The sequence below is a fragment of the Flavobacterium maritimum genome, from assembly GCF_040049085.1.
In the GTDB taxonomy this organism is placed as follows: Bacteria; Bacteroidota; Bacteroidia; order Flavobacteriales; family Flavobacteriaceae; genus Flavobacterium; species Flavobacterium maritimum.
On record NZ_JBDLZY010000007.1, the window covers coordinates 233,647 to 252,020 of the forward strand.

18 protein-coding genes are annotated in these 18,374 nt (G+C 34.0%); 10 read left to right on the top strand and 8 right to left on the bottom strand.

Annotated elements, in window-relative coordinates; genetic code table 11:
- Positions 1-30: 30 nt before the first annotated feature.
- The 5 genes from ABEB23_RS16130 to hisS form a co-directional block, all read right to left on the bottom strand.
- Positions 31-1,347, bottom strand: a complete 1,317-nt coding sequence (locus tag ABEB23_RS16130; RefSeq protein ID WP_348813688.1) for an ABC transporter permease — start codon at positions 1,345-1,347, stop codon at positions 31-33.
- Positions 1,348-1,441: 94 nt separating this feature from the next.
- The gene (locus ABEB23_RS16135; protein WP_348813690.1) at positions 1,442-2,362 is read right to left on the bottom strand and encodes an ABC transporter ATP-binding protein; all 921 of its coding nucleotides are present in this window, start codon (positions 2,360-2,362) and stop codon (positions 1,442-1,444) included.
- Positions 2,363-2,525: 163 nt separating this feature from the next.
- Positions 2,526-3,641 (bottom strand): molecular chaperone DnaJ, encoded by a 1,116-nt coding sequence (gene dnaJ, locus ABEB23_RS16140; protein ID WP_348813691.1) that lies wholly within the window; start codon positions 3,639-3,641, stop codon positions 2,526-2,528.
- 81 nt (positions 3,642-3,722) lie between these two features.
- Complete coding sequence (locus tag ABEB23_RS16145) at positions 3,723-4,304, bottom strand: nucleotide exchange factor GrpE (protein WP_348813692.1); 582 nt, start codon at positions 4,302-4,304, stop codon at positions 3,723-3,725.
- Positions 4,305-4,614: 310 nt separating this feature from the next.
- Positions 4,615-5,985, bottom strand: a complete 1,371-nt coding sequence (gene hisS / locus ABEB23_RS16150; protein WP_348813694.1) for a histidine--tRNA ligase — start codon at positions 5,983-5,985, stop codon at positions 4,615-4,617.
- A 366-nt stretch (positions 5,986-6,351) separates the two neighbouring features.
- Here hisS and ABEB23_RS16155 point away from each other — a divergent pair, with 366 nt between their 5' ends.
- Complete coding sequence (locus tag ABEB23_RS16155) at positions 6,352-7,596, top strand: ABC transporter permease (RefSeq protein WP_348813695.1); 1,245 nt, start codon at positions 6,352-6,354, stop codon at positions 7,594-7,596.
- A gap of 180 nt (positions 7,597-7,776) precedes the next feature.
- Here ABEB23_RS16155 and prmC read toward each other — a convergent pair whose 3' ends face one another.
- Both prmC and ABEB23_RS16165 read right to left on the bottom strand, forming a co-directional pair.
- Positions 7,777-8,646 carry a peptide chain release factor N(5)-glutamine methyltransferase gene (gene prmC, locus ABEB23_RS16160; protein ID WP_348813696.1) on the bottom strand — a complete coding sequence of 290 codons (870 nt, stop codon included), beginning with the start codon at positions 8,644-8,646 and terminating at the stop codon, positions 7,777-7,779.
- Between the two features lie 8 nt (positions 8,647-8,654).
- Entirely contained in the window at positions 8,655-9,140 is a 486-nt protein-coding gene (locus tag ABEB23_RS16165; protein WP_348813761.1) for a GNAT family N-acetyltransferase, read from the bottom strand.
- A 105-nt stretch (positions 9,141-9,245) separates the two neighbouring features.
- Here ABEB23_RS16165 and ribD point away from each other — a divergent pair, with 105 nt between their 5' ends.
- From ribD to ABEB23_RS16180, 3 genes are all read left to right on the top strand, one after another.
- A complete protein-coding gene (gene ribD / locus ABEB23_RS16170) occupies positions 9,246-10,322 on the top strand; it encodes a bifunctional diaminohydroxyphosphoribosylaminopyrimidine deaminase/5-amino-6-(5-phosphoribosylamino)uracil reductase RibD (RefSeq protein WP_348813698.1) in 1,077 nt (358 codons plus the stop codon).
- Entirely contained in the window at positions 10,315-10,920 is a 606-nt protein-coding gene (locus ABEB23_RS16175; protein WP_348813699.1) for an HAD family hydrolase, read from the top strand. Before ribD ends, ABEB23_RS16175 begins: the two co-directional genes overlap by 8 nt.
- 126 nt (positions 10,921-11,046) lie before the next feature.
- On the top strand, positions 11,047-11,670 hold the full coding sequence (locus ABEB23_RS16180; protein ID WP_348813700.1) for an IMPACT family protein: 624 nt from the start codon (positions 11,047-11,049) through the stop codon (positions 11,668-11,670).
- Positions 11,671-11,706: 36 nt separating this feature from the next.
- On the opposite strand, the gene ABEB23_RS16185 is transcribed toward ABEB23_RS16180, so the two are convergent.
- Positions 11,707-12,111, bottom strand: coding sequence for an acyl-CoA thioesterase (locus ABEB23_RS16185; RefSeq protein WP_348813701.1), 405 nt, complete (start codon positions 12,109-12,111; stop codon positions 11,707-11,709).
- A 185-nt stretch (positions 12,112-12,296) separates the two neighbouring features.
- On the opposite strand from ABEB23_RS16185, the gene dnaA reads away from it, so the two are divergent.
- The 6 genes from dnaA (at position 12,297) to ABEB23_RS16215 (ending at position 18,279) form a co-directional block, all read left to right on the top strand.
- The gene (dnaA, locus tag ABEB23_RS16190; protein WP_348813702.1) at positions 12,297-13,724 is read left to right on the top strand and encodes a chromosomal replication initiator protein DnaA; all 1,428 of its coding nucleotides are present in this window, start codon (positions 12,297-12,299) and stop codon (positions 13,722-13,724) included.
- A 7-nt stretch (positions 13,725-13,731) separates the two neighbouring features.
- On the top strand, positions 13,732-14,205 hold the full coding sequence (locus ABEB23_RS16195) for a low molecular weight protein-tyrosine-phosphatase (RefSeq protein WP_348813703.1): 474 nt from the start codon (positions 13,732-13,734) through the stop codon (positions 14,203-14,205).
- Between the two features lie 76 nt (positions 14,206-14,281).
- Positions 14,282-15,004, top strand: a complete 723-nt coding sequence (locus ABEB23_RS16200) for an SAM-dependent methyltransferase (RefSeq protein WP_348813704.1) — start codon at positions 14,282-14,284, stop codon at positions 15,002-15,004.
- 393 nt (positions 15,005-15,397) lie between these two features.
- A complete protein-coding gene (locus ABEB23_RS16205) occupies positions 15,398-15,931 on the top strand; it encodes a hypothetical protein (protein ID WP_348813705.1) in 534 nt (177 codons plus the stop codon).
- 169 nt (positions 15,932-16,100) lie between these two features.
- On the top strand, positions 16,101-17,228 hold the full coding sequence (locus tag ABEB23_RS16210; RefSeq protein WP_348813706.1) for a methionine aminotransferase: 1,128 nt from the start codon (positions 16,101-16,103) through the stop codon (positions 17,226-17,228).
- 169 nt (positions 17,229-17,397) lie between these two features.
- Positions 17,398-18,279 carry an SDR family oxidoreductase gene (locus tag ABEB23_RS16215; RefSeq protein ID WP_348813707.1) on the top strand — a complete coding sequence of 294 codons (882 nt, stop codon included), beginning with the start codon at positions 17,398-17,400 and terminating at the stop codon, positions 18,277-18,279.
- The last annotated feature ends 95 nt before the right edge of the window (positions 18,280-18,374 follow it).

The following is an 18,374-nucleotide window of genomic DNA, read 5'->3' on the forward strand; positions in this document are numbered from 1 at the left end:
CGGATTAACAATAACTGCACCAAACTAAATTTAATATTGCAACCATCGGTATAATTCTTTCCATGTTGGTTTTTTACCATACATCAATATTCCCACTCGATATATTTTGGAAGCAAACCAAACTACAAAAAAGAAGGTTGAAAAGAGGATTACTATAGAAATCGCAATTTGCCACAAAGGTACGCCAAACGGAATTCGCATGAGCATAACAATGGGAGAAGTAAGCGGAACCATAGAAAAAACTGTTGCAACAGTACCGTGCGGATCATTCATCACCGTAAAAAAACCTATATAAACACCCAAAATCAAAGGCATAATGATTGGCAGAAGAAACTGTTGTGAGTCGGTTTCATTATCTACTGCCGCTCCAATTGCCGCATAAAATGAACTGTATAGAAAATAACCTCCTATAAAATAAATCACAAAACTGATTAAAATTGTAGCTATAGGGAGGTTCCAAAGTTCCTGAATATACATTTGTGCCATATTAGCAAATTCCTGATGTGCGCTTTGCATTATTTCTGGCGGAATATGAGAAGTTGCACCTAAATTCACATGAAAAAATATGGTAGCCGAAAACATTAGTAGTAATCCGATAATAGCCCAAATAAAGAACTGCAAAATTCCGGCAAGCGAAGTTCCAATAATTTTTCCCATCATAAGCTGAAATGGCTTTACTGAGGATATAATAATCTCAACAATACGACTGGTTTTTTCTTCAATCACACTACGCATCACCATGTTACCGTAAATAATAATAAACATCATAATAAGATATCCAAAGGCTCCTCCAATGGCAATCTTTATCTCGTTAAGTCCTTTCAAACTTTGCTCTCCTGAAGCTTTAGTGAGATTGATATTTACTTTAGCCTCTGCATTTTTTATTGCTGATGTATCTAGATGTGCTTTCTCAAAATTAGCCGCAGTTAGTTTTTTTGCTATTTCGTCTTGAATGTTTTCAACGAATGAAATACTGGGACTATCGTTTGATATGAATTGAATTTGGTTTTCCAAGGCTTTGGCATTATCCACTTTTGGGATAACCAATAAACCTTCGAAGCTTTCATTTGTGATACTGTCTTTAAGAAACTTCACATCAATTAAAGACAAATCAACATATTTATATTCGGCTGTTTTGCTGTTGTGTGACACAAATTCATTAACAAACAATCCTGTTTCATCATGAATGGCAATTCGCTTGGTATCCGCTTTCATGCTACTTAAATACCCAACAAACAATGCGATTCCAACAAAAAGTATCGGACTTAAAAATGTCATTACAATAAAAGACTTATTACGTACTTTGGCAATGAATTCTCTTTTTATAATCAGTGATATGATGCTCATTTTAGACTACTTAGATTTTTGGATTATTTAGATTATTCAGAACGATTAGATTAGAAGCTTGTAAAAAGTCTAAAAATCTAAGAAGTCTAACAATCTATTTTGTTACTGTTTGTATAAAAATATCGTTAACACTAGGGATTTTTTCCACAAAATGGGTCACCTGGCCGCGTTGGGTGAGAATATTCAACAATTCATTTGGGGTCGCATTTCCTAATTGAATTTCCAGTTTTAAGTCATTGCTTAGTGTCTTGAAATGAGCTGGAGCTACTGAGAATTTTTGTGTAATAGCATACATCAATCCTTCTACATTATCAGACAGGATACCCACTTCAAAACTATTGGTCTTAAATTCTCTTCTTACATCGTCCAGTTTTCCTTCAATCAGTTTATTCGACTTGTGAATTAAAGCAATGTGATCACACAATTCTTCCACACTTTCCATTCTGTGAGTAGAAAAAATGATAGTCGAACCCTGTTCTTTTAAGGCTAAAATTTCGTCTTTGATAATATTGGCGTTGACAGGATCAAAACCCGAAAAAGGCTCATCAAAAATCAATAATTTAGGTTTGTGCAACACGCAAACCACAAACTGAATTTTCTGTGCCATCCCTTTGGAGAGTTCTTCAATTTTCTTGTTCCACCACCCTTGAATTTCCAATTTATCAAACCAATATTCTAATTGTTTTTTGGCCTCTGCTTTAGACAATCCTTTCATTTGAGCCAAGTACAAACATTGCTCTCCTACTTTCATTGACTTATACAAGCCTCTTTCTTCGGGAAGATAACCAATATATTGCACGTGTTTGGGTTGCAACTTTTCTCCGTCGAGAATAATCTCACCACTATCAGGTAAGGTAATTTGATTTATGATTCGGATCAGTGATGTTTTACCGGCTCCATTAGGACCTAAAAGACCGTAAATACTACCTTGGGGAACAGACAAAGAAACTTCGTTAAGCGCTACATAATCTCCATATTGCTTTACTATTTTATTGACTTCAAGTAGGTTGCTCATGCTAAATTTTGATTTATTTCAACTGTTCGGCTTTATGGCCTTTCGTGTGTAAAAGTAAATAATTAGTGCTTAAATACTTTCCACTGTTACACAAAAAACCCATCCTTGTACTCATAAGGATGGGAATTGTCTTTTTGAATTTAAAAAACTCAATTTGTATGTATTAAGAAAACATGTCTTTTACTTTCTCAAAGAATGATTTATCTGTTTTTTCAGGATTTGGAATAAAATTCTCGTCATTAAGATTTTTTTCGAAAAACTGTTTTTGTTCTTTGTTTAATGTTTTTGGTGTCCAAACATTAACATGAACCAATAAATCTCCATTTCCGTATCCGTTAAGACTTGGAATTCCTTTTCCTTTCAGTCTAAGAATCTTACCGGATTGGATTCCATCTTCCAATTTAATTCTCACTTTTCCATTTACAGCTTCAATATCTTTTGAGATTCCGAGAACTGCTTCAGAAAAACTAATGTATAAATCATAATGTAAATTCTCTCCTTCACGTTTCAAGAATTCATGTTCAATTTCTTCAATAGCTACAATCAAATCTCCTGGAATACTATTTCCTGGAGCGTCGTTTCCTTTATTGGAAACTTTCAATTGCATTCCGTCAACCACACCGGCAGGGATTTTTATTGAAACGGTTTCGTCCTCAAGAATCATTCCTTGTGAATCAGCTTCAGCAGGTTTTTTATCTAAAATCTGACCTGAACCACCACAAGTTGGGCAAGTGGAAGCCGATTGCATTCTTCCCAAAATAGTATTGGTCACACGCATTACTTGTCCTTGACCGTTACAGGTAGAACATGTTTTATAAGAAACGCCAGGTGCTTGCACTTTGCGTTTTACTTTTACTTTTTTCTCTACTCCATTGGCAATTTCTTCCAATGTCAATTTTACTTTTATACGAAGATTACTTCCTTTTGCACGACGCGCTCTTCCGCCACCTCCGTTGCCACCAAATCCGCCGAAACCGCTTCCGAAAATATCGCCGAATTGACTAAAAATATCATCCATATTCATTCCGCCGTGGCCTCCGCCAAAACCTCCTGAACCATCAAAAGCCTGATGACCGTATTGATCGTATTTGGCTTTTTTCTGAGGATCACTCAAAATCTCATAAGCCTCAGCGGCTAATTTGAATTTTTCTTCTGCCTCTTTGTCGCCTGGATTTTTATCAGGATGGTATTTTATTGCGCTTTTTCTGTATGCTTTTTTAATTTCAGCAGCATCTGCACTTCTTGAAATGCCTAATATTTCGTAAAAATCTTTTTTCATAATGAGAATAAATTCCAAATATTAAAATTCCAAATCCAAATTTTAAAATCATTGAAGTTTGGAATTTTTAATTTGTATTTTTTAGTTTCCGATAACTACTTTAGGATAACGTATGATTTTGTCTCCCAATTTGTATCCTTTTTCAAGAACATCTACAATTTTACCTTTCATTTTATCTGATGGCGCCGGAATTTGAGTAATTGCTTCTGCAAAATCAGCATCAAAAGAATCCCCTGCTTTCACCTCAACCTGCTCCAATCCTTTTGAAACTAATGTACTTTTTAATTTTTCATGAATAAGTTCCACACCTTTAGCTAAAAGCTCATCCTCTGATTTGCTTATTTCAACCAAGGCTCTGTCAAAATCATCTAAAACAGGAAGCATTGCTAATAAAACTTCTTGATTTGCTGTTTTAAATAACTCGATTCTTTCTTTTGAAGTTCTTCTTTTGTAATTTTCGAATTCAGCAAACAATCGTAAAAACTTATCTTTTTCTCTAGCCAAGTCTTGCGTTAATTGCTCTTCAACAGTTAATTCCTCATCAATAATGATTTGTTCTCCATTTGCATTTTTTTCCAATGTTGCGTCATCTATTTCTTGATCGATTTCTGTATTATCAGTAGTCATATTACTCGTGTTTTTAAAAAAATTCTTAAACTTCATTTTTATTCTTGTTTTTTGATTGCAAAAGTACTGCCAAATCTTTTAAAATGTCAAATTGTCACTATCTTAGACTGACTTCATTTATCTTATGTAATTCAAACCTTAAAAAAAATATTTGAGCCAAAAAAAATTTAATATAATTTTAAGACTATTTCGATATAGTTTGAATAAGTTTGTATACAGATTATCAATCAATTTGATTATTAGTAAACCAAAATGAAATTAAGGTCGTCTTCTAAATAATTATTAATTCATCATTACCTTATATTAAAAAAAGCTTCGTTTAGAAAAACGAAGCTTTTTTTTGTTTTTAAAGTAATGCCTTTTTCAAACCTTCAAAATCGAGTGAAACTTGCTCCCCCGTAATTAAGTTCTTCAAAGAAAAAGTATTCGAAGCCATTTCCTGGTCACCTACAATAACAGCAAAAGGAATGTTCCTTTTATCAGCATGTTGAAATTGTCTCGCCACTTTGGCATTATCTGGATACAATTCGACTTTCGTTCCAGAATTTCTTAATTCTTTTATTGCTTTCATCGCATAAAAAGCTTCTTTCTCACCATAATTGATAAACAAGGCTTTTGAGGTAGCTGTAACTGTATCTGGAAACAAATTCAATTCTTCAACAACGAGATAAATTCGGTCCAGTCCAAAAGAAATTCCAACACCACTCATGTTTTTCAATCCGAAAATACCGGTCAAATCATCATACCTACCGCCACCGCCGATAGATCCCATTGCGACCTGTTTTGGTGGCGCCACTTCAAAAATAGCACCCGTATAATAATTCAGTCCTCTTGCCAAAGTCACATCTAAATCTAAAATTGCTGTTGACAAACCTAATTCCGTAACATTGTCACAAATGAAACGCAACTCTTCTACTCCTTTCATTCCTTCTTCGGAATCAGCAAGTAAAACAGACAGTTGGTATATTTTTTCAGAAATTGTTCCTGTAAAATTGAATAAAGGCTGAACCTTTGTGATAGCGTCTTCAGAAATTCCTTTCTCAATCATTTCTTTTTTAACACCGTCTTCTCCGATTTTATCTAATTTATCTAAGGCAACGGTAAAATCGATTAATTTATCAGATGCACCGATTACTTCTGCGATACCGGATAATATTTTTCGGTTATTGATTTTGATTGTTACACCTTCTAAACCTAAAGCGGTAAAAACAGTATCGTATAATTGAACCAATTCTACTTCTTGCCATAATGATTTAGAACCAACCACATCAGCATCACATTGAAAAAACTCTCTAAAACGGCCTTTTTGCGGACGGTCAGCACGCCAAACCGGTTGGATTTGGTATCTTTTAAATGGAAACTCAATATCATTTTGGTGTTGTACCACATAACGGGCAAAGGGAACCGTTAAATCATAACGCAAGGCTTTCTCAGAAATACTTGCCGTCAATCTAGTACTGTCTTTATTCTCCAGATGGTTAGCATTGGCTTTCGCCAAATAATCGCCGGAGTTTAATATTTTAAAAATCAATCGATCGCCTTCCTCTCCGTATTTCCCCATTAGGGTTTCGGAATTTTCGAAAGAAGGTGTTTCTATGGGTTGGAATCCAAATTTCTCAAAATTACTTTTTATAATCTGGATGATATATTGACGTTTTGCCACCTCAGCCGGTGAAAAATCTCTGGTTCCTTTTGGAATACTAGGTTTTGATGCCATTTTAATTAATTACGAATTACCAATTAAAAATTAAAAATTTACAAAATCGTAATTCGCAATTTGTAATTCTTAATTTTTTATGCAAATATCTTATTTTTAAAATAATTCTCTCTAAAAAAGACGGTCTTTTATTAGCAGGATCCCTAGCCCAGGTTCAAGCGAAAATCCGGAGGTAAAAAATAATATTGTTTTCTTGCCTGAAAGAGCGACCGGAGGAAGCTCCTTTTGGGCAATGGAAAACAAATTATTTTTGCCTACGGATTGTAACGGAAGCTGGAAAAAGCTACTAAAAAAAGAGATGGAAATAAATTACCTTTTTAAAAAAGATAACTTGTAACAAAAATTGTAATTTCGTGACAAACTCGTATGATGCTAAAATTATTTAAAGAAAATATCCGAATTGCATTTGGTTCTATCAGAACACAATTGTTACGTACCATACTTACTGTATTGATTATTGCTATTGGAATTACCGCTTTGGTTGGAATTCTGACTGTCGTTTCCGCTTTAGAAAATACCATTTCATCTGATTTTGCTTCGATGGGCGCCAACACATTCAACATCAACCAATACGAAAATATAACCCGAAGACGCGGAAATGAAGAACGTGAAATTATAAATCCAATTATTTCCTATCCTGAAGCTGTTGCTTTTCAAAACAAATATAACTATCCTTTTACCGAAACCTCCCTATCCTTCACAGCAACTTCTACCGCAGAAGTAAAATATGAAGCCAAGGAAACTGATCCTGAAATTAGCATCTTAGGAGTTGACCAACATTTTATCACCAATTCAGGTTTAGAAACCAGTTTGGGTAGAAATTTTACCGGTTTTGACATTCAAAATAACAACTATGTTTGTGTTGTGGGCTCCGATTTTGAAAAGGGTTTACTAAAAGATGTTAATCCAATTGACAAAATAATCTCCATCAGAGGCGCCAAATTTAAAGTTATCGGAGTACTGAAAGAAAAAGGATCGACATTTGGAAACAGCCAGGACTTGCGGGTTTTAATCCCTATTCAAGTGGCGCGTTCCTTGTTTACTGCACCAAATATCAATTATACCATGAGTGTCATGGTGTCTAAAAAAGAATTACTCGATCAAGCCATAGACAATGCTACCAGCACCATGCGAAGAGTACGTAAATTAAGTCCTGTTCGAGACAATAATTTTGGAGTGGTACGAAGTGATGATCTTATTAATAGAATTCTGGGGATTACAAAATACTTGGGTTATGCCTCCTGGATTATTAGTATCATCACCATTTTAGGATCATCGATTGCCTTGATGAATATCATGATTGTTTCGGTAACGGAAAGAACCCGTGAAATTGGGGTTCGAAAAGCCTTAGGAGCGAAGAAATCAACCATTGCTTTTCAGTTTTTTATTGAAACTTTACTTATTGGTCAATTTGGCGGATTGGTGGGAATTGTCTTAGGAATCTTGATTGGTTTTGCCATTTCAACTGCAATGACTTTTGATTTTGTAATTCCATGGGGAGCCATCTTAGCGGCATTCGCAACCAGTTTTATGGTAGCCATTGTTTCGGGGCTGTACCCTGCTGTAAAAGCGGCAAAACTTGACCCGATTGAGGCGTTACGATATGAATAACTTCTAGTGTACAGTTGCCAGTATTCAGTTTACAGCGGTTACAAAAAACAAAATTTAAAAAAGAAATTTATATTAATGTTCTAGTTGATTTTGGCCAGAAAAAAAATTCCATTGCTAAAAAATATAAATTTATGGAATGGAAAAAATTACCTCCAAAAAAAACTGAACACTGAATACTGATTACTGAACACTCCCTTTAATCATCCTGTCGTTCCCGTAAATATCTTTTCGCAATTCAATATTTTTAAAATTCATTTGTTCAAGTAAATCAATCATTTCTTTTCCTAGATACTGATTGATTTCAAAATACAATTGTCCGTGTGGTAAAAGATTCTTTTGGGCCAATTCGGCTATTTTTCTATAAAAAACCAAAGCATCATTATCTTCCACAAAAAGCGCCAAATGCGGTTCATTATCTAAAACATTTTTCTTGATCTCCTCTTTTTCTAAATTCCGAACATAAGGAGGATTCGAAACAATGATATCAAATTGTTGCTGCAAATCTTCGGTTTCAAGAATATTTTGATGTATAAAAGTAACGGCTGTCTTATTTATTGCAGCATTTTTTTGGGCTGTAGCCAAAGCTTTTTCCGAAACATCAATCGCAAAGACAGATACATTCATGAGATTCTTTGCCAATGAAATAGCGATACAACCACTTCCTGTACCAATGTCCAAAATTTTCAGTCCTGAAGTTTCGGAATCAGATGGTTCTACATTTAGATTATTAGAAATAATCCAGTCTACTAATTCTTCTGTTTCTGGTCTTGGAATCAAAACATTTTCATTCACTTCAAAATCTAATCCGTAGAAACTCGTTTTGCCTAGAAGGTATTGTATTGGAATTTCTTTTTTTAATTGCTCTAAAATCGAATTCCAAACCACTATTTCCTCTTCCGAAAAAAACAAATCAGGACGCAATGCCAAGTCAATTCTTTTTAATTGCTGCTTTTCCTCTAAAATCAAATAGAAAAAACTTTCCGCTTCTCCGGCATCATAAATGGGAGTCAGTTCTTGGATAAATTGGTCTCTGTATTCTTTTATTTTCATCTTAAAACTTATAATTCCTTCAGCATCCAAACAGGACAACTTGTATGGCCAGTGCTTCCCATTGGAGAACAAATAGATTCAAAACCCGATTTTTTGTATAATTTTTGAGCGGCATGCATAAAAGGCATGGTCTCCAGATAACATTTCTTAAAACCAAAATCTTTGGCGCTTTGCAAACATTTGTCCATCATCTCACTTCCAATTCCTAAACCACGTGTTTCCGGCAAGAAATACATTTTCTGCAATTCACAAACAGTCTCCGCTTCATTTTCTAATGGCGCTATTCCCGCACATCCAATGATTCTACCGTCTTTTTCGACCACATAGTAAACCGATTTTGGTTTATTATACTCTTCAAACATCAAATCCAGATACGGATCTTCGTAGGCCGTTCCAACTTTTGGGATATTCAATTCGTCAAAAACAGATCGTATTAATTGAGCAACCGCCTGATTATCTCTTTTTTCTATTTTTCTGATGGTATAATTTTCCATATTCTTTAAGACTGCTATTTTTTTGACAAAAATAGCCATTGTTTATTGTTATTTTCAAAAGTTTTAAAACTAAATCTTAAACGCAAAAATTAGTACTTTTGTACCGTGAAAACCCATGAGAAATACATACAGCGTTGCATTGAATTAGCCAAAAATGGCTTAGGAACCACTTACCCCAACCCAATGGTGGGTAGTGTAATTGTTTATGAAGACACTATTATAGGTGAAGGCTGGCATAAAAAGGCCGGTGAACCCCATGCTGAAGTCAATGCCATAAATTCCGTAAAAGACAAGTCTCTATTAAAAAAAGCAACGATTTATGTGAGTTTGGAACCTTGTAGCCATTTTGGAAAAACACCGCCCTGTTGTGATTTAATCATTAAGAATGAAATCCCAAATGTAGTTATTGGTACCGTTGACCCTAATATAAAAGTAGCAGGAAACGGAATCAAAAAACTAGTTGAAGCCGGTACAAATGTTACTGTTGGCGTTCTTGAGGCGGAATGTCACGAATTGAACAAGCGATTTTTTACTTTTCACGAAAAGAAAAGACCTTATATTATATTGAAATGGGCAGAAACCAAAGACGGTTTTATTGCTCCTGAAAAGAAAGTTCGCTATCCTGAAACGTTGGACCAGGATGATAATGAGAAAAAACCATTTTGGATTACCAATCCCTACTCGAGACAATTAGTTCATAAATGGAGAACCGAAGAACAAGCCATTCTGGTAGGAACACAAACGGTTATTGATGACAATCCTAAATTGGACGCCAGAGATTGGTACGGAAACAATCCTGTCCGAATAGTCATCGATCAAAACAATCGCATTCCAAAAGGCAGTCACATCCTTGACAATCAAGTTAAAACTATCTTATTTTCAAAATCAAAAACAACAATTGAGAAAGAAAACACTATCTTTGAAGTAATTGATTTTGAACAAAATATAGCCTCCCAAATAGCAGCTATACTGTACCTACATCAAATTCAATCAGTAATCATTGAAGGCGGACAACAAACATTACAGACTTTTATTGACGCCAATCTTTGGGATGAAGCCCGAATATTTATTGGAAATATACATTTTGCTTCTGGAACAAAAGCACCTGCTTTAACCAGAACGAATTTTAACGAGCTCTTGATTGACGGTGATCAATTACTAATATTAAAAAACCATGATTAATACTATCATTTTTGATTTTGGAGATATTTTTATCAATTTAGATAAACAAGCCACTATGGATGGTTTGAAAAAATTGGGTTTATCCGAATGGAATGATGATTTAGATCATCTTAACAAACAATTTGAGATGGGAAAAATCTCTCCAGAAAAATTTCTTTCAGGATTCCAAAAACACATGCCGAATGCTTCTATCGAAGAAATTTTATCTGCCTGGAATGCCATTTTATTGGATTTCCCATTATATCGTTTAGAATTCCTTCAAATGTTGTCTAAAAAATACAGACTATTCCTTTTAAGCAATACAGATTCTATCCACATAGAAACATTCGAACAAAAAACTGGAGCTTCTTTTTACAGCGATTTCTATCAATGTTTTGAAAAAGTATATTTCTCCTTTGAAATAGGTATGCGAAAACCCAATACCGATATTTACAACTACGTTTTGAACAAACATGAATTGTCAGCAAAAAGAACTTTATTTATAGACGACAAAAAAGAGAATACGGACGCCGCCCAATCTTTAGGGATTCAGGTCTGGAATTTGCAAGTAGGAAAAGAAGATGTAGTTGATCTGTTTGAAAAAAAAATAATTGAATAACAATAACGATTTAATAGTAACTACAATTGCTGTAAAAAACAGAAAAACAATCAAACTCATTAAAAACAACTCCTACAGTCTATAAATTTTGATATTGATTTTTGAAATTAATATTGAATTTTGCCATTGAAAATGAAAGACACCTACAATACCATTGCAGATTCATCTGAAGAAATTTTATACAAAGAAAAAAACAGTAAATTCTTTGGTTATGCTTTTCCTATACAATCAGAAGAAGAAGTGAAACCTATAATTGATGTATTGCGAAAGCAACATCCTCATGCAGTACATTATTGTTATGCCTACCAAATCGGCTCCGACACAATTTCTTATAGAGCAAATGATGATGGTGAACCAAGCAATACAGCGGGAATGCCAATATATGGACAAATCCAGTCTTTTGCGGTTACCAATGTATTGATTGTTGTGGTGCGAATTTTTGGCGGAATAAAATTAGGCGTTGGAGGATTAATCTCCGCTTACCGAACTACTGCTCAAATGGTTCTTGAAACTTGTGATATAATCGAAAAAACAATAGACATCCATTACCATATTTCATTTGATTACAAAAACATGAATAAAGTCATGAGAGTCATCAAAGAAAAAAAATTGGATATTGTGTCGCAAGAAATGGAAATTGATGAAAATTCAGGACTGCCAATTGGTAAAATTGAAATAAAAACGCGAAAAAAAAATGCCGAAATGGTATTCGACATTTTTAATTCTATGTTTGAAATCGACATAAAATAACTTAAAAAAATGATAATCTATGATTTTTTTAATCGTTTATTTTATATCCTTCAAAAGATCCAAAATATAAGTCGGAGGAGCTGTTGGACGACCCGTTTTTAAGGACACAAAAACCAAAATAAATTGAGCCGTTGTTAATAACTCATCGGATTCGTTATAAATCGCACAATCAAATTCAATCTTCACCGACGTCTGGCTTTTAAAAACTGTATGAACCGTCAAAAGCTCATCGTATCGAGCCGATTTTTTGTAATTTATATTCATCGAAACAATTGGTAAGGCAATTCCGCCTTCTTCCATACTTTTATACGAAATCCCTTTGTTTCTAAGCCATTCCACCCTTCCTATCTCAAAATACGGGATGTAATTTCCATGATAAACGACTCCCATTTGGTCTGTTTCTGAGTAACGAACACGAACTTGAATTTGATGATCTTTCATTAATTATTTATTAAAAAAATTTAAAATTTAGAACCCCCTTACAACAATAATTCTATAAATTATAACCTAAATTATTTTTTTTTACAGAAATTTGTTCACATATTTGTTATCCCAAAAAACAATAAAATATCACCCTTTTTTTTAAGAGATAATAATTACCAAATAAAAATAATTTAACAGAATATATGAACAAAACTGCACAATCGGTATGGGAAAACTGTCTGTCATTCATAAAAGACAACATTCAAGATCAGGCTTACAAAACTTGGTTTGAACCAATCAAGTCAGTTGAACTCACCGATAATGCATTATACATTCAAGTACCTAGTAAATTTTTCTACGAATGGTTAGAAGAACACTATGTTAAATTATTAAAAGTAGCCCTTACCAAAGAACTGGGAAAAAACGCAAAGTTACTCTATAAAATCAAAATGGAAAACACTTATGGCAATAAACAACCGTTTACGGAACAATTGCCTAGTGCCAATAGAGTACCAATGAAACCACAAGATGTTGACGCTCCTTTCAAAAATCTTAGTCCTGAATTAAAGAATCCATTTGTAATTCCTGGTATTCGAAATTTAAAAATCGAATCTCAATTAAACGCAAATTATAGTTTTGATAATTTCCTGGAAGGTGATTCAAATAGATTAGCTCGTTCTGCAGGTATGGCTGTTGCCAATAAACCTGGAGGAACCTCATTCAATCCGCTATTAATTTTTGGTGGTGTCGGTTTAGGAAAAACTCACTTAGCACACGCTATAGGTGTAGAAATTAAAGACAAATATCCTGAAAAAACAGTTTTATATATCTCTGCTGAAATTTTCACACAACAATATATTGATTCGGTAAAGAAAAACAACAGAAATGACTTCATTCATTTTTATCAATTGATTGATGTTTTAATTATTGATGACGTTCAATTCTTATCTGGTAAATCGGGAACCCAAGATGTATTTTTCCATATTTTCAATTATTTACATCAAAACGGAAAACAGGTTATCCTGACTTCTGACAAGGCTCCTGTTGATATGCAAGATATTGAACAACGTTTGCTATCTCGTTTCAAATGGGGATTATCTGCAGAATTACACCAGCCGGATTACGAAACTCGAATTTCGATCCTGAAAAATATTTTATACCGGGATGGTGTAGAAATTCCTGATGAAATTATTGAATACGTAGCCCGTAATATAAAATCGAACGTAAGAGAACTGGAAGGCGCTATTATTTCATTGATTGCACAATCTTCTTTCAATAAAAAAGAAGTTACCATTGAACTTGCCAAGAGTGTCGTTGAGAAATTTGTAAAAAATGTCAAACGAGAAATCTCTATCGATTATATTCAAAAAATTGTCTCGGATTATTTCCAATTGGATATAGAAACACTACAATCCAAAACCAGAAAAAGACATGTAGTGCAAGCAAGACAATTAGCAATGTTTTTTGCTAAAAAATTCACTAAAGCGTCTTTAGCTAATATCGGTTCTCAAATTGGTGATCGCGATCACGCAACCGTATTACATGCTTGTAAAACTGTTGACAACTTAGTATCTACAGACAAACAGTTCAAAAAATTTGTTGAAGACATCAATAAAAAATTAACGCTTTAAGCACATCATGTCCGTAAAAGTTTTAATGGTATGTTTGGGAAATATTTGTAGGTCACCCTTGGCCGAAGGAATATTGGCATCCAAACTACCAAATGATAAATTCAAAGTAGATTCTGCTGGAACCGGTTCTTGGCATATAGGTCATGCACCTGACGAGCGTTCCATTGCAGTAGCAAAAAAAAACGGATTAATTATTTCCAATCAAAGAGGAAGACAATTCAGCACTGCTGATTTTGAAACTTTTGATTACATCTTTGTCATGGATAGTTCCAATTATAACACTGTTACTGCACTTGCAAAAAATCAGACACAAAAAGATAAGGTAAGACTGATTTTGGACGAATTATTTCCAAATGAAAATGTTGATGTACCTGATCCCTACTTTGGTTTGCCCAATGGTTTCAATATCGTATACCAAATGCTGGATGAAGTTTGTGATGTAATTGCCAAAAAATTGATTGACAAGCATCAAATAAATTAAATTTAACTTTGATACGACAATACCGTTGCATTTATTTTCGTTTTTAAATTAGTTCTAAAAATATAAAATCAGCTTCATGAATCCAGTACCTCATCTAGGAAAACTTTATTTAATCCCCACAACAATGGGCGATTGCGATCCAATGGACGTACTGCCACAAACAATCAAAAGAAGCATTGATTTCATTGACCATTATATTGTCGAAAACGAAAAAACCGCCAGAAAATCAATTAAGGCAGTCAGTCCGGATAAAAAACAGTCAGAATTAGTTCTTTTTGCACTAAATAAACATACGGAACCCAAAGAGCATCTTAGTTTCATCAAGCCTTTATTAGAAGGAAAAAACATGGGACTAATGAGCGAAGCCGGCTGTCCCGGAGTTGCTGATCCCGGAGCAGTAATTGTAAAATTAGCTCATGAAAAAGGAATTCAGGTTGTACCACTTGTTGGCCCTTCTTCTATACTTTTGGCTATGATGGCTTCTGGTATGAATGGACAAAGTTTCACCTTCAACGGTTATTTACCCATTGAAAAGGGAGAAAAAAAAACAGCTCTGAAAAATTTAGAAAAATTATCCCAAGATAAAAATCAATCTCAGATTTTTATTGAAACTCCTTACAGAAATAACAAAATGCTGGAAGATATTCTGCAAGCACTAAATCCGGCAACTTATTTATGTATTGCAACTGACATTACGTTGCCGACAGAATATATCAAAACGATGAGAGCCTCAGACTGGAAAAAAGTAAAAGTAGATTTACATAACCGCCCTACTATTTTTATTATTCATAAAATGTAACAATTAACAAAAAATACTCACCCGAATTTTAATTTCAATCTTTTAAGATTCTTTTTATTTACAGAAAAACAGCACGTTTTGTGCTGTTTTTTTTATAAACAAAAAAACACATATATAATTTCCTGCTAAAAAAAAACACTGTAAATCATTGTAAATTAACAGTTTATATAGATACAATTAACCCGTGTACCTGAAAAATTTAACTACTTTTACTTAGACCAAACACATATCATTAAAATGAAAAAGTTATCATTATTTTTTTCAAAGCCCTGAATAATAATGATTTAAAATGAGCGGTTTTAACAAAAAGGGGGAGAAAAAAACATAAGCCTTAATTCATTTTTAAGTCATTTACATTAGCCTCATTTAATTATAATTTAAAACTATAATGTCATGAAATCATTTATAATTGTTTTATTATTTTTAAGTTTAACTACTTTGGCTTATTCCCAAGAACAGAAAAGTAGTTCAGGAGAAGGAGAAATTAAAATGGAGGAATTACCCGCAGTTGTAATTAAAAGTGTAGGAAAAGATTTCTCAGTCTATTTACCAGACAGAAACCCTGATAAAGATGTTAGAGCCCTGGAAGAAAAATTCATCTCCTATGATTTAGGTAAAGATTATGAAGGATATGAATCTTATTTGGTAGTTATGGAGACAAAAAACGGCTCCTTATCAGCAACTTATAACGAAAAAGGAAAATTAACCAGCGTTATTGAGAACTATCAAAACGTAAAACTTCCCAGCAGTGTAATTTATTCCGTTTATAAAAAATTCCCTGAATGGAAAATTGTAAACGATAAATATCTTTATACACAAAAAGAAGGTGATGTTCAGAAAAAAGAATATACTCTCAAAATAAAAAAAGACAAAGATGTTAAGAAATTGATCATCAATCCAACTGGAGAAATTTTAGAAGAAAAATAAACCAACAAACAACTTTAAAAAAGCTATCGGTTGGTAGCTTTTTTTTTATACCAAAATCTAAATCAAGTTAAATTAAAACTCCAAATAAAATTTATATAGATTAGCAAAAAAAATCAAACTTACTATAAAAGGACTACTTTTATATTTACAATTTTTATGTCTGCATTCTATGAATAAACTTCCTAATATTGGCACTAGTATCTTTACAATTATGTCCAAAATGGCAACCGAATACAACGCCATTAATCTTTCGCAAGGTTTTCCCAATTTCCCTGTTGATACCCAATTGACCGATATTGTTGCCAAACTCTCCAATAAAAACGTACATCAATACCTGCCTATGTCAGGTTATCCTCCTCTATTATCAAAAATAGCGACACTTGTGAAGAATTCCTATGGCCGAATAATCCAAGCTGAAACAGAAATACTGGTAACTGCCGGTGCAACGCAAGGAATTTTTACCACTATAATAGCTTTAGTAGAAACCGGAGATGAAGTGATCATTTTAGATCCGAGTTATGATTCCTATGAAGCACCAGTCTTATTGTGCAAAGCAAACCCGATTCGGGTTCCATTAAACGATGATTATACTCCAAATTGGGAACTTATTGAAAAAGCCTGTACGCCAAAAACCAAAATGATTATTATCAATAATCCGCATAACCCAACAGGTAAAATTCTAAACCATTCGGATTTAGAATCTTTAGAATCCATATTACAAAAATTCCCAAAGTTGATAGTACTCTCTGATGAAGTATACGAGTATATTACCTTCGAAGAAAAACATATTTCAGCGCATACCCGAGAAAAACTGCTTCCTCGTTGTGTGATGGTATCTTCATTTGGAAAATCTTTCCATGTTACTGGCTGGAAAGTCGGTTATCTTGTAGCTCCTGAGCATCTCATGACCGAAATCAAAAAAGTACATCAATTTTTGGTTTTTAGTGTAAACAGTATTTGTCAAGTAGCCATAAGTGATTATTTAGACCTGGTTTCGGTTAAGGAAATTGGGGGATTTTATCAAGAAAAACGAGATTATTTCAGGAGCTTGATCTGTAACAGCAGATTCGAGCTTATGCCCTGTGAAGGAACCTATTTTCAAGTGGTATCCTACGCTTCCATTTCTGATGAAGCTGATGTAGATTTTTGTAAACGCTTAATTAGGGAACACGGGGTAGCTGCTATTCCAATCTCAACGTTTTATGCTGATCAAAAAGACCTAAAACTCATTCGTTTTTGCTTTGCAAAGGATAATGCCACATTGGAAGAAGCAGCAAAACGCTTGTGTGAAATTTAATTATTCAAGCTCTTTTCATAATTACTAAGACGCAAAGCCTAAATCATAGCAAGTTAGAAGTTTAGGAATTTGTCATTACCAACTAATTTCAAAAAATCTAATTTCTTGAGTTTATTATGCATGCATACTATTTTTTATTATATTTACAAACCAAAAATTTAAAATACTTATGAGTTATACAGATAAAATGTTGCGTGACGATGCTTTAAAAGGCAAAGTTATTGTCGTAACCGGAGGCGGAAGTGGTTTAGGAAAAGCAATGACCAAATATTTTTTAGAGCTTGGAGCACAAGTGGCCATTACATCCCGGGATTTAGACAAATTAAAAAATACCGCTACTGAACTAGAGACAGAAACCGGCGGTACCTGTTTACCTCTACAGTGTGATGTTCGCCATTACGATCAGGTCGAAAACATGTTGCAAGAGGTTTTAAAGACATTCGGCAAAGTAGATGTATTATTGAATAATGCCGCTGGAAATTTCATTTCACCAACAGAAAGATTGTCTGCCAACGCCTTTGATACTGTAATTGATATTGTATTAAAAGGGACAAAAAACTGTACACTTGCTTTTGGAAAGCACTGGATAGACAGCAAACAAACATCTTCTACCATTTTAAATATAGTGACCACTTATGCCTGGACCGGTTCTGCTTATGTAGTTCCAAGCGCTACTGCAAAAGCAGGAGTTCTGGCAATGACCCGAAGCCTGGCTGTGGAGTGGGCAAAATACGGAATTCGCTCCAATGCCATTGCTCCAGGGCCATTCCCTACGAAGGGAGCTTGGGACAGATTGTTACCAGGAGATTTAGCCGAAAAATTTGACATGTCAAAAAAAGTACCGTTAAAACGCGTTGGGGATCATCAGGAATTAGCCAACTTGGCAGCCTACTTAGTTTCTGATTTCTCTGCTTATGTAAATGGAGAAGTAGTAGTTATCGACGGTGGCGAATGGCTAAAAGGTGCCGGACAATTTAATCTCTTGGAAGCCATTCCAGAAGAACTTTGGGATCAATTGGAAATGATGATTAAAGCCAAGAAAAATAAATAATCGATTTAAAAAATAAAAAAAGAGAGAGCCGAATCAGTTCTCTCTTTTTATTTACTCTGATTCTTACAGAAAGCAACTAACACCCCTCCTATGCT